6 protein-coding genes are annotated in these 12,342 nt (G+C 61.0%); 2 read left to right on the top strand and 4 right to left on the bottom strand.

What is annotated here, in order from left to right; genetic code table 11:
* Positions 1 to 89: 89 nt before the first annotated feature.
* A complete protein-coding gene (locus tag TX24_RS02290; protein WP_057709621.1) occupies positions 90 to 7,037 on the bottom strand; it encodes an NEL-type E3 ubiquitin ligase domain-containing protein in 6,948 nt (2,315 codons plus the stop codon).
* 166 nt (positions 7,038 to 7,203) lie between these two features.
* Here TX24_RS02290 and TX24_RS02285 point away from each other — a divergent pair, with 166 nt between their 5' ends.
* Complete coding sequence (locus tag TX24_RS02285; RefSeq protein WP_057709620.1) at positions 7,204 to 8,472, top strand: Hsp70 family protein; 1,269 nt, start codon at positions 7,204 to 7,206, stop codon at positions 8,470 to 8,472.
* A 549-nt stretch (positions 8,473 to 9,021) separates the two neighbouring features.
* Here the strand turns inward: TX24_RS02285 and TX24_RS02280 are convergent.
* From TX24_RS02280 to TX24_RS02270, 3 genes are all read right to left on the bottom strand, one after another.
* Positions 9,022 to 10,035 (bottom strand): AI-2E family transporter, encoded by a 1,014-nt coding sequence (locus tag TX24_RS02280; protein ID WP_003188124.1) that lies wholly within the window; start codon positions 10,033 to 10,035, stop codon positions 9,022 to 9,024.
* A gap of 105 nt (positions 10,036 to 10,140) precedes the next feature.
* On the bottom strand, positions 10,141 to 10,440 hold the full coding sequence (locus TX24_RS02275; protein ID WP_003188123.1) for a PsiF family protein: 300 nt from the start codon (positions 10,438 to 10,440) through the stop codon (positions 10,141 to 10,143).
* 71 nt (positions 10,441 to 10,511) lie between these two features.
* A complete protein-coding gene (locus TX24_RS02270; protein WP_057709619.1) occupies positions 10,512 to 11,300 on the bottom strand; it encodes an AraC family transcriptional regulator in 789 nt (262 codons plus the stop codon).
* Between the two features lie 98 nt (positions 11,301 to 11,398).
* Between TX24_RS02270 and TX24_RS02265 the strand changes: the two genes are divergently transcribed.
* Complete coding sequence (locus TX24_RS02265; RefSeq protein ID WP_057709618.1) at positions 11,399 to 12,289, top strand: DMT family transporter; 891 nt, start codon at positions 11,399 to 11,401, stop codon at positions 12,287 to 12,289.
* Positions 12,290 to 12,342: the final 53 nt, after the last annotated feature.

Raw genomic sequence — 12,342 nt, 5'->3', positions numbered from 1 at the left:
ATATGCCCACAAGATTGGGGCAAAACGCCGCCTTTCAAGATGGGATAGCGCTATTTACGACGACGGACCGATTACCGATGCGGGTAGGATCAGGCGAACTGCTTTTTTATCATCCCCTCGGTGTACTGGTAGTCCATGCGCAGTTCGGTGCCCGCGGCGATAGCTTCTGTGGCGAAAAGAGCGTTGAGGATGAAGGGTTTGCGCTTTACCTGCGCCCCTGGCCCCACGCCCAGCCACATATCGGCCTCGACATCAAACCCCACCGTCTCGACGTTATAGCCACCTGGCGCCTGGCGCAGCGGCTTGCCGTTGTCGTCGTACTCAAAGTGGGTGTTTATCCGCGACAGAATATTGTCCCCCGACAAATGGATCGGCAGCTCCACCAGACTATTGCCCTGGGCAACCCTCTGGCTGCCCACCTTCATGGTGTAGGTCTGGCCGCCCTCGCCGAAGATACCCGACGGCAATACGGTACCGCCGTATACACCGACGATTTCCCCTTTGGCAATACGCCGGTTGGCCACCACCATGGACTGGCCGATCAACGCCTTTTCGCCCGGCACTTTCACATCCTGTGCCGTGAATGTGCGCAGTTGCAGTTGCGCTTCATAGCGTGCGCCGACGTGCTCATACCCTTCAAACTGAATGTAGGGTTTGACCTGCGCGGAGGTGTATTGGGTGCCGGAGTCCAAGGTCACTTGCCTTTCCAGGGAGCGGATACGGATCGGCCTGCCCTGGTAATCCCTGAGGGGGTACTTGCCATTGTTGGCGCGGATGTAACTGCCGACCGGATTAGGGTTGGCCGTGAAGTGCACTTCCCGGCGCATGTAACTGAGTTCGGCCGTGGTATAGGGCTTCACCGGCATGGATTCCGAAGCATCGACAAACTCATCGTCGGACCCCGGCTGCACCATCCCGCCCGCCAGGCCTCTACGTCGCCACACTCCATTGACATCAGGCTTGGCGACGATTGCGCTGCTGGTCAAACGCAAGGGGTTATCCGCCGCTTGTACCCATAACACGTAGTGCTCGCCATCGCCCGCATCGGGCATGCTCGCCACGAAGTAGCGCTTGCCATTAAAGTCGATCGCTTGCGCCTGAGACAGTTGCAGCCCGGGGCCGGCGCTTTCTACCAAGACTTCAAGGCTTGCCGTCGGAACCAGCGCCTGCGCCACTTCATCGCGACTCAAGCGTTCGATCAATTGCGCTTCTTCGATCTCGAACTGCGCCTGCAATGCCTTGACCTTGGTGTCGTAGCTGGCGCGAGGCAGTGTCCCGGCCTCGAAATCGCGCTGCAAGGCTTCCATTTGATCGTGATGGGGGTCGTTCTGTGCTTCAAACTGCGCACGGTATTTATTCGCCACATAGTCTTTCCAGAAGTCTCTGGCGAGCATGGCTTGCAACTCCTGGGCGGAGTTATCCAGGCTGAGCACCCGTAGGTAGGCCGCATCGAGCATTTCCTGGGTCACATTGCCGAAATGGGCAAACCGGGCGTGCTGTGGTTGACCGGGCAATTCAAGGCGATCCTTGAGCTCATGGCGATACGCCATGCGCACCTCAACCTCTTCCACGGCCCTCAAGGCCCTCTCACGTTGGGTGGGGGTCAAGCCCTCGCGTGCGGTGATCGCGGCTCTGCGCTGGTCGATATCCTCCAGGGCGATCTTTTCCAGCTCATCGAGACGGAACAGCCCCTTGGACAGCTTCAGCAGGGCCGCACCCTGGGTCGAATCCAAAGCGAGCGCCTTGGCGTTGTGGGTCATCAGCAGGATCTCCAGGTTGCTGAAGGTCAATGCCGCCCGGTCACAGCAGGCCGCCCGCCCCGCCCACTCGAACATCTCCTTGCGCAACTGCTCGGACTCATTGCTGTTTTGCGTGATGCCATCGATCACCTCCCAGATGCGGCGCTGCAAGTCCTCAAGACCGGCGGGCGCTATTTCCAGGTCCCGGAGCACTTCAAAGAAGCCGTCCGAACCGGGTAATGCACGCAGGGTGGACCACTGGAGCCGGCGCTGCGCCAATTGCTCAGTGGAAAAGCCCGTGGACCAGCGCCGAAACGGAGCATCCGCGCCATGCAGCTCCACCGGGCCATCCACCGCACTCGTCACGCTGGCGACCAATCGATTGGCTGCTCGTTCTGTGGCGGTGAGCCGGTCGCCGTAGGCGTTGATGCGTTGACGCGTATCGGCGGACAGCGGGTTCAGGCCCAGGTCGGTGACCCGGGTGACCCGCAGTGTCTGTTCCAGTTGCTCATCCGACGGTGCGACCAGCGCATCGGGCAAGGTGGAAATATTGTTGCCTCGCAGGTACACCATGTCCAACAGGGGGAGCTCGTCCAACCCGGTAGGCCACGTATCGAGGCCGGTGGCCCCCATGCCCAACGAGTGCAGATTGGTCATTTGGCTGAAGTCCGGCGCCCTGCTCAGAGGGTTTGAATTGAGCACCAGAGCCTTGAGTGTGATGCGTGAGGAAAGTATCGCCGCGGAATCGGCAGTCAGGCGGATCCGGTTGTTTTGCAGGGACAAGCGGGTCAAGCCATGCATCTGCCCAACCGCCGGCGGTAACTCACGCAACTGGTTGTTCGACAAGTCGAGCCAGCGCACGCCGCGAAAACGCGCGAGGAACCCTTCCGGCGAGGTTCGCAGGTTCATATTGCTCAGTTTGAGCGAACCCACATGGCTGAAATCCGCATCCAGGTCAGGCAGGCTCGGCAGGTTCAGATCACTGAGGTTCAACTCAAGCCCGAAAGGTTCGCCATCATTGGTGAGCTGTTGCGGTGTGTCTTGCCTCCAGCACCGCAAGATACGCTCCCAGGCATGGTGGCGGTCACGCAAAGACCCTGCGTCATTGGCACGCTCGCCGACACGCACATAGCGCTGGCGCTCACCACCGCCTGAAAACAGCCATCCGTTCAACTGCCGGAGCAGCACAGAATGCTCTTGCCAGAGGCGGTTCAGCTGCGCCTCAGCCCCTTCACCCCAGGACCAGATAAGCGCCCTGGCCTTCTGCACGGAGTACTCAGGGTACATGTACACCACCTTCTCGATGCGCGGATTTTTACTGTCGAAAGCGCCCTCAAGCGCCCCTTGCAACAGGTCGGGTCGAGACTGGGCCAGGTCCTGCCAGTACTTATCGAAGGTTTTCCAGTAATCGGGCGGGAAGCGATTATCCTCAAGCAAGGTGACATTGTTGATCCGTGCCACGGCTTCCAATTGATCCGCGGGCGGCACCAGGTTGTCCTGCGGTACCTGTTGCAGACGGTTCTGGCGCAGGTCGAGGCGCTCCAGCCCGGCCTGCTCTCTCAACCCCGACGGCCACCGCTCGATTCGCGTCCAGAATAGATTCAGCTCTCTTAAATGGGGCATGCCACTGAAGTCTGGCGTCACCCCCAATGGGTTACTCGACAGGTCGAGCACTTGCAGCGCATTGAGATCGCTTAACAGTCCCGCGCTGCGTTCGGTCAACTGCAGGCCGTTGGCGTGCAGCTTCAGCGACGTGAGCTGTTTCATGTCGCCAATCACCGCAGGCAGCTCGGTCATTTCGGCCCCCGTGATGCTCAGGCTGTTCAACTCGGTAAAGTTTTCGAGGAACAACGCACTGGAATGCCCACCCCATTTGACATTCGACAACACCAACTCCCGGACATGGTCGAAGCCCCCTTTTATGCCGGGCAAATCCACCCAATAGAGACTGTCCCTCGGCAGGCGAATGTGCAGTTGGTTCCCGGTCTCACGGCGCCAGCAGCGTTTGATCTCTTCGCTCACACGCCACTCCTCGCTGTAAGGGGCCAAGGCCCGCGGCCCCTTTGCTTGTGCCCAGACCTTCAAGGTTTTTTTCAGAGTTCGGTACTCCAACTCACGGCTGGCCAACTCGCCCCGCACGTCTGTGCCCAGCGACTCAATGAACGCTGTGACCTGTTCGTCGCTGAAGGTTGGAAACAACCGCCGTACCCGCTCCGCCGGGGAGCGAAGCACACTCCCTGCCGTCCTTAACAACTGTCGCACCCCAGGCGCGCCGCCCAACAGCCTGGCCATCGGGTCATAGTCAGGCTTACGCAACGGGTTCTCCTCCAGCACCGTGCGCAACGGTTCACGCGGTAACGGGCTGCGTTGAATCGTCTGCTTCAGTTCAGCGGCACTGCTCAGACCCAGGCGCTGGCGTTCATCGAGCGGCAATTGTTCCCATATAGCGCTGTAAAAATCGCCGGGCATGGAGGCTTGGAAGTCGCCGCGTTCCAGCAATACCAGCGTGCGTTTATGCGGAAAGTCAGGGGAGCCGATGGCATCCAGCACCGTGCCTTCAGCCGAATACTGACGCAGCTCGATGCGCGAGCCGCGGTGCCAGCCCGGCAGGGTTTCCAGGGTGCGCAAGGCCAGGCGCTGGCTGTCGAGGTGCGTCAGGGTGTCCAGGTGCAACCCTTCATAGGCACGGGCCACCCGGGTTTCCTGGGCACACCATCGGGCTTGCGTGGCCAGGGGCTCGGGCAAGCGGCGCGTGTTGCGAAAGGCCTGCAGTTGATCTGTCGTCGCCCCTTGCAACACACGCTCGGCGACCGCTGTGGGCAAGGCAGGATAGGTATCCAGCAAACGTTGTACATCGGCATCGGTCGTAGGGTTCAGCACTTGGTAGCGTTGTTCCAGCAACGGCCCCTTGAGGGTGTCAACGGCATCGCCGAGATAATGGCGCAGCTTGCCCGCGCGCACCTCCAGCGATTCCTCGGGGCTACCTGGAAACTCTTTGAGCAGCGGGTCGACACCCTGCAAGGTGTACAGCAACTCCCGGAGCAAACGGCCCTGGGCCATGGCGCTTTCGGTCACCACCATGACGCGCTTGCTGGCCGACGCCGGTGCATCAGCTGCCTCCCAGAGCACCTCGCCCTGAGGGCCGATAACTTTCAGCGCCACGTTGTCGGGCAGCAGGCCACGGCGCTGAAGCAGGTCAAATTGCAGCGCCGGTTCGGCTTTCGAGTACACCAATGGGTCGCTGCTTTTTATCTGCTCGACAAAGGTGGTGAGCTGTTGGTGCAATTGGAAGCGCTTGAGCGTGTCTTCCAGCAGCAACGGCAGTGGCTCGTGATGGACCGCGGCCTGGCGCAACACGTCGGTGTCGACGCCGCTGATACGCAGCGGGTCGGCCTGCTCGGCAAGCCCCAAGCGTTTGAGCAGGGTTGATTCGTCCCAAGTCAGCGGTTCTTCCAGCTCGTGGGTCCAAACGCCGTTGTGGTTGTGCTCCAGCTCCGGTGCATAAGCGTCGAGCCGCGTCGGGTGCTGAATGCGGTAATCGCCGGTGTGAGGGTCTTGCCTGACCTGATAATGCGCATCCTCGAATGCCAGCAACTGTTGACCGTCGTGGTTATACAGGCCCAGCGCGTTGGCCTTGGCCTCGGGCGCCGGTTTGACCGGCGACGCGTAGGGCGCGAGGTCAGGGTTCCACAGCACCTGCTTGCCGGACGGCATCGTCACAGGCTTGAGGTGGTCCACCGCGCTTTGCCATTTGATGGCGGGCAACACCTTGGCGCCGGTGGCAATAAACGCCACGTTCAACGCCACCGACGCAAAATGCGCCCACATTTGCCGTGGCTCGCCTTGCCCATAGGCTTCTATCCCTTCAAACACCTCGTAGCACATCTGCGACGCGCCCACGGCCAGCATGATAGGCCCCAGCCCTGGCACCACGAAGGCCGCCAGGTTGAACACGCTGACAGCGGCATCGAAAAAACTTTCCAGGCGCTCCAGCCGCGCCTTGCGGTCCTCGTCCTCGGTGGGTACGGCCACGGCCCGCGCATCACTCAAGATCTTGCGGATATGCGCCTGGCGACTGCGCTGCCAGAGATCACCGCTGAGGAGGAACTCGTCCATGGGCAAATGCACCAACGCCTTACGCAGCGGATAATCCGTCCCGCCGTTGTCATTGTCGGCGGGCTGGTACAACCGGTTGAAACGAGCGAAAAATCCGCCTTGCTCGCGCACCGGTACAAAGCGGCTGAAAAAGCGTCGATACGACGCGCTGTGCAAGCGCATGCGCAGGTCGACCATGAACTCGCCACTGGAGGCGTACTCCTTGACCGGCTGTTGCGGGTCGCCGGGTATGTACACCACCAGGCGCTCGGTACGGTCCGAATGTGCACGGTCTGGCCCGATCAGCAGCGGCCCCACCAGCACGCTGTCCAGTACCTTGAGGGCGGCATAGGTAACCGGCTTACCCGCAAGCTTCGGCGTGCCGGAACCGGCTACCACCTGTTTGAGCATCTGATAGGCATCGGCACTCAACGCGCCGTTTAACTGCAACCGGGCAATCTCGATGCTCAGCGCCAGTTGCTGGCGTTGATGCTCCTCAAGCACTTGCTCCAGCGCCTCGCGCTCCTGGGCGGCGTCGGGTTCGACCACCTCCTTGATGTGCTTGTGATACTGGGCGCCGAGGTCCAGGGAGCGGCACAGCTTGGCAAACTCATGGGGCTTGATCGCCACGGCGTGGGCGCTGACGGCCGCGAATGTCGCGATGATATGGGGGTTGTCGGGGTTCCAGCGGGTAATGAGTTGGCAATCGTTGCACGGCGATGGCTGTTCTTCATCGGCCTCGAAATTGGCCAGGGCCGCTTCCAGCAGGGAGACACCTCGGTAGGTGTGGGTCAGGGAGGGATCGTTTTGCTGGTCAAACACGAAGGCGCCATAAAAATCATCGCGAGCACCTTTGTAGGCATATTTGCGCACGAAGAACACATTGCGTACATCCAGCTCCAGGTTGAACTGCTTTTTGAGTGCGTCCTTGAGCGGCTGCTCGGCGAACGCGAGGATGTCGTCGATCTGGCCGAGATGCGCTTCGATTGAATTGAGGGTTTCGCGAAAACGTGTGTGCTGCGCGGCCAGGGCGGTTTTGTCCTGGTGAGTCGCGGCCAGGTACCAGGAAGGAATGTCCATCTCGTGCTGGCCCAGCTCTTCCTGGCGCTGGGTCGTGCCCTCCAGGAACCAGCTTGGCACGCGTTGTTTGAGGAAGTCGTAGTGCACGCCGCGCAGGTCGGCGGTGAAGGTTGCATCAGGCATAGCGGTTCATCCGTGAGCGGTAAAACCGCAGCCTAGCCAAACCCCGGCAGGCTCAAGACGTAGCTATGTAACACGAATGCCGGTGGATTTACGGATCACCGGTCTACGCATCCGCGCGCCAGTGGCATACACTGCGCGGCCGTTTTTTGCCCGGAACCTGTGAGACATGAAAAACGCATCCCCAGCCCGTGCCTGCGGCATCGACTTCGGCACGTCCAACTCCACCGTCGGCTGGATCCGCCCCGGCGAGGAGACGCTGATCGCGCTGGAGGACGACAAGATCACATTGCCGTCAGTGGTCTTTTTCAACTTCGAGGAGCGCCGCCCGGTGTACGGTCGCCTGGCGCTGCACGAATACTTGGAGAACTACGAAGGCCGCCTGATGCGCTCGCTCAAGAGCCTGCTGGGTTCCAAGCTGATCAAGCACGACACCAGCGTGCTCGGCACTGCCATGCCCTTCACCGACCTGCTGGCCCTGTTTATCGGCCAACTCAAGAGCCGCGCCGAAGCCAACGCCGGCCGTGAGTTCGAAGAAGTGGTGCTGGGCCGCCCGGTGTTCTTCGTCGATGACGACCCGATGGCCGACCAGGAAGCGGAAAACACCCTGGTGGACGTGGCGCGCAAGATCGGCTTCAAGGACATCTCCTTCCAGTACGAACCGATTGCTGCTGCCTTCGACTACGAGTCCACCATCACCAGAGAAGAGCTGGTGCTGATCGTCGACATCGGCGGTGGTACCTCCGACTTCTCCCTGGTGCGCCTGTCGCCGGAGCGTCGTCACAACGACAACCGCCAGAGCGACATCCTCGCCACCGGCGGCGTGCACATCGGCGGTACCGACTTCGACAAACAGCTCTCGCTAGCCGGCATGATGCCGCTGTTCGGCTACGGCAGCCGCATGAAAAGCGGCGCCTACATGCCTACCAGCCACCACATGAACCTGGCCACCTGGCATACCATCAACTCGGTGTACTCACAAAAATCCCAGCTGGCCCTGGGCAGCATGCGCTACGACATCGAAGACACCGGCGGCATCGACCGCCTGTTCAAGCTGATCGAACAGCGCGCCGGGCACTGGCTGGCCATGGAAGTGGAAGAGACCAAGATCCAGCTCACCCAGGCAGACAGCCGCCACGTGCCGCTGGACCGCATCGAAGCCGGCCTGAGCGTAGACCTGAGCCGCGCGCTGTTCGAGTCGTCCATCGACAATCTGCTGGAACGCGTACGCGGCAGCGTCACGCAGTTGCTCAACGACGCCTCGGTGAGCGTGGCGCAAGTGGACACGGTGTTCTTCACCGGCGGCTCCAGCGGCATACCGGCGCTACGTCACAGCATCTCGGCAATGCTGCCGAATGCGCGGCATGTGGAAGGCAATATCTTTGGCAGTATTGGCAGTGGTTTGGCGATTGAGGCGAGCAAGCGCTACGGCAGCTGAGTTTCAGCTGAAACCGTGGCGCGCCCACTTGACGGTAACCACGATGCGAAGCGAGCCGCTCTTGATCTGCTTTTGATCTGCTTTTGATTTTGATCTCAGGCGCCCCGTTAAACCACGCTGGCCGGAATTCGACAGTGATTTGGGGGGTAAACCGGCAGGGATGCCGGTTTAGCCGCCCCGCGCCATGGATGGCGCGTGGCGGCGGCCCCCCAAATCACTGGCGGATTACGGGCACACCGAGCCTAAGCGAGGTGCCGAGTGGTGGGGCAAGAGCGTTTTGCTTACTTTGCCGCTTTTGCAAAGTGAGCCGCAGGGCGGAACCCTAAGTGGCCGTTACCGCAGAAATGGATATGTACTCGGTCCAACTGTGTCGACTGTCAGGCCGCCTTCGCGAGCAAGCCCGCTCCCACAGTTTTGATCGCGGGGCGTCAGATAGATAGGGGCCGGCTGTGAGGCCGTCATCGCAGGCAAGCCAGCTCCCACAGGTGATCGCATTTCAATGTGGGAGCGGGCTTGCCCGCGATGGCGTCAGCCCAGGCGACACAAGGCCTAAACCATCCCCCCGAGCTTCAGCTCGCTCTTCAGATAAGCATAGTAAATCGGCCCCGCCACCACCCCCGGCAAGCCGAACGCCGCCTCAAACACCAGCATCGCCAACAGCAACTCCCACGACTTGGCACTGATCTGCCCGCCAACGATACGCGCGTTGAGGAAGTACTCGACCTTGTGGATCACGATCAAATACCCCAGCGCCGCCACCGCCACCCAGATCGACAGTGACAGCGCCACGATGGTGATCAACGTGTTGGAGATCAGGTTGCCGATCACCGGCAGCAGGCCAAGCAGGAAGGTCAGCACGATCAGAGTCTTGGTCAACGGCAGGTGGATGCCACACAGCGGAAGCACCACCGCCAGGAACACCGCGGTGAAGGCCGTGTTCAGCGCGGCGATCTTGATCTGGGCAAAGACGATATTGCGAAACGCCTGGACCAGCAGGTGCAGGCGGTCGAACAGCGCGGCGGCCAAGGGCTTGCGCTTAGTCAAGTCGGGCACACGCTGCAAGGCGATGATCGCACCGAGCACCATGCCGATCAGCAAGGTGACGAACATGTGGGCGGCGTCTTTGCCGACCAGTTGCAGCTCGCTCAGGTGTTTGCTTAGCCAATCGCCAATAGCCACGCGAAACTCCGCGGCGCTGGCGGGCAGGTAAGCGTCGATGGACGGCGGCAATTGCCCGCGCGCGCGGTCGACCACCCCCATGAATTTATCCAGGGACGCCCCGGGGTTTTCCGCTTCGTGGAGCAGGAAGCTGATGGCGCCGGCGAAAATCAAGGCCAGCACGCTGACGATCAGGGTGCCCAGCAAGGCCACCGCCAGCCAGCGCGCGCGCCGGCCTTCGATCAGGCGTTGCAGTTGAGGGGTGAGCATGTTGACCAGCTCATAGACCAACAGGCCGGCCAGCAGGCTGGGCAGCAATTTCAGCGGCAGTACCAGCAGCAACCCGCCGAAAATGATGATGTAGCTGGACAGCAACAACACATGACGCTGAGAAAACGTTGGCATACAGCCTCAAAACAAACGGCGTTGAAGGATGTTGTAGGAGCGAGCTTGCTCGCTCCTACAAAGGGGCTGTGTGCGAGTGTCGCAGCCTTCTATGGCCCGGGGCTATTATTTCTTCAGGCAAGTGCTCATGAAGGTTTTGCGCGCATCACCGGCCAAGGCTTGGGTTTTCGCCGACGCATTGCAGTCTTTCATCTTCTGCTGCTGCGGGGTCAGGGTCTTGGCGTCGTTGGCGGCAGGTGCCGACAGGCAGGTCTTCATGAAGGCCTTACGGTCATCGCCCTTGAGCGTCTTGGTGGTGGCCTCGGCATTGCAGGTGGTCATTTTGTTTTGCTGGGCAGTGGCGGCAAAACCCTGGGCACACATCAGCAGGCCCATCATCAACAACGGAATACGCAGCATCTTCATGGAGTTTTCTCCCTGTTACCGTGCCGACGGGCACGGCCTACAGCGCAGTGTAGTCAAAACCTGTTACAACTTCACCGGCCACGAATATTCGCCCGCCGGTATTGCTCCGGCGTGCAGCCGGCGTGGCGTTGGAACATGGCGATAAACGCTGAGGCGGTGCTGTAGCCCAGATCAAACGCCACGTGTTGCACGCTGCGGTCGCTGTCCAGCGCTTCGATGGCCGCCAGGTAGCGCAAGCGCTGGCGCCATTCGCCGAAGCTCATGCCCAGCTCGCGCACAAACTGGCGCGCCAGGGTGCGCTCGCTCACATGCACCTGCTCGGCCCATTGCGCCAGCGGGCGGTTGTCTCCCGGCTCGGCCTGCATGCCCTCCAAGACCCCAAGCAACCCAGGGTGGCGGGCGTAGGGCAGGAAGCAGTCGTGGACCGGCGCCTGCCGGAGCTGGTCCACCAGCACTTGGGCCAGGCGGATGTCAACATCGGTGCGCGGTGCATTGACATCGCGCAGGGCGAAATCCTTGAGGATGGCCTTGAGAATATCGCTGATCGCCAACGTGCAAGGCTGCTGCGGCAACTGCTCGCACAGCTGCGGCGCCAGGCCCACAGAGTGGTAGACAATCGCCTCGGCATTGTAGGAGCTGTGCTCGGTAAGCGGCGGCACCCACACGGCGTATTGCGGTGGCGACATGAAGCGATTGCCCGCCACTTCCATGCGCATCACACCGCTGGCCGAGTAATCCAGCGAGCCCCAGGTGTGCTGGTGCGGGGTGCATTCGGTGTCCGGGGCAAAATCGGAATACCGAAAGTACACAGGGCTTGGCAGGCGGGCGAAATCGGGCAGGCGTACGGTGTGTCGGGACATGTTGTCTGGATTCAACGCTCAGTTGTCTGGATCGCAGTATAGGCTTCGATCCAGACAGAGGATAATCCTGCCTCGTCAACACACTGGGTTTCTTTTCAATGCAATACGCTTATCCGCTGCTGGCTATCTTTATCTGGGCCGGCAACACCGTGGTCAACAAATTGGCCGTGGGCTCGATCTTCCCGGCTGAAATCGGCTTTTACCGCTGGTTGTTCGCTGCGTTGCTGTTCACGCCGTTCATGCTCAAACCGGTGGTCGCCCACTGGCCGCAGATCCGTCCCAACCTGGGCAAGATCTTTATCCTCGGCGTGCTGGGCATGGCGGTGTATCAAAGCCTGGCCTATTACGCCGCGACGCTGACCAGCGCCACCAATATGGGCATCATCCTGTCGCTGATGCCGTTGATGGCGCTGACCGCTGCGATCATCAGCCTTGGCCAACGCCTGACCTTCGGTGCGTTGACCGGCGCGATGTTGTCGTTCGCAGGCGTGGTAGTGGTGGTGTCGGCCGGCAGCTTGGGCGCGTTGCTGCAACATGGGGTCAACCTGGGCGACGGCATGATGCTGGTGGCAACGTTGGCTTATGCGGTCTACAGCACCCTGCTGAAAAAATGGCAACTGCGCCTGCCGCCGTTGGTGCTGCTGTATTTGCAGGTGCTGGTCGCGGTGGTGGTGCTGCTGCCGCTGTATCTGTTCTCGGCCAAGGCCGGTTTGGGCTGGGCGAATATTCCGCTGGTGCTGTACGCCTGCCTGCTGGCGTCGATGTTGGCGCCGTTGGCGTGGATGCACTCGGTCAAGACCCTGGGGCCAAGCCGTACCACGCTGTTTTTCAACCTGCTGCCCTTGATTACCGCGCTGATTGCCGCGCTGGTGCTCAAGGAAGAGCTGGCGCTGTATCACCTGGTGGGTGGCTTGCTGACCCTGGGTGGCGTAATTCTGTCGGAGCGCTGGACCACACCGGTCAGACGCCCTCAGGACACATCCTGTTAAATCCGATAAAACTTTTCGCCTGGCCCGGGACTCACAACCAATAGCGATCACGC

Source organism: Pseudomonas lactis (assembly GCF_001439845.1).
Classification (GTDB): domain Bacteria; phylum Pseudomonadota; class Gammaproteobacteria; order Pseudomonadales; family Pseudomonadaceae; genus Aquipseudomonas; species Aquipseudomonas lactis.
Note: the sequence above shows the minus strand (reverse complement) of the source record. Positions and strands in the feature narration are given on the sequence as shown.

What these genes read in the sequence shown, in the direction of transcription:
- TX24_RS02290 (WP_057709621.1), bottom strand. Translation starts at nt 7,037, where the DNA reads ATGCCTGATGCAACCTTCACCGCCGACCTGCGCGGCGTGCACTACGAC.
- TX24_RS02285 (WP_057709620.1), top strand. Translation starts at nt 7,204, where the DNA reads ATGAAAAACGCATCCCCAGCCCGTGCCTGCGGCATCGACTTCGGCACG.
- TX24_RS02280 (WP_003188124.1), bottom strand. Translation starts at nt 10,035, where the DNA reads ATGCCAACGTTTTCTCAGCGTCATGTGTTGTTGCTGTCCAGCTACATC.
- TX24_RS02275 (WP_003188123.1), bottom strand. Translation starts at nt 10,440, where the DNA reads ATGAAGATGCTGCGTATTCCGTTGTTGATGATGGGCCTGCTGATGTGT.
- TX24_RS02270 (WP_057709619.1), bottom strand. Translation starts at nt 11,300, where the DNA reads ATGTCCCGACACACCGTACGCCTGCCCGATTTCGCCCGCCTGCCAAGC.
- TX24_RS02265 (WP_057709618.1), top strand. Translation starts at nt 11,399, where the DNA reads ATGCAATACGCTTATCCGCTGCTGGCTATCTTTATCTGGGCCGGCAAC.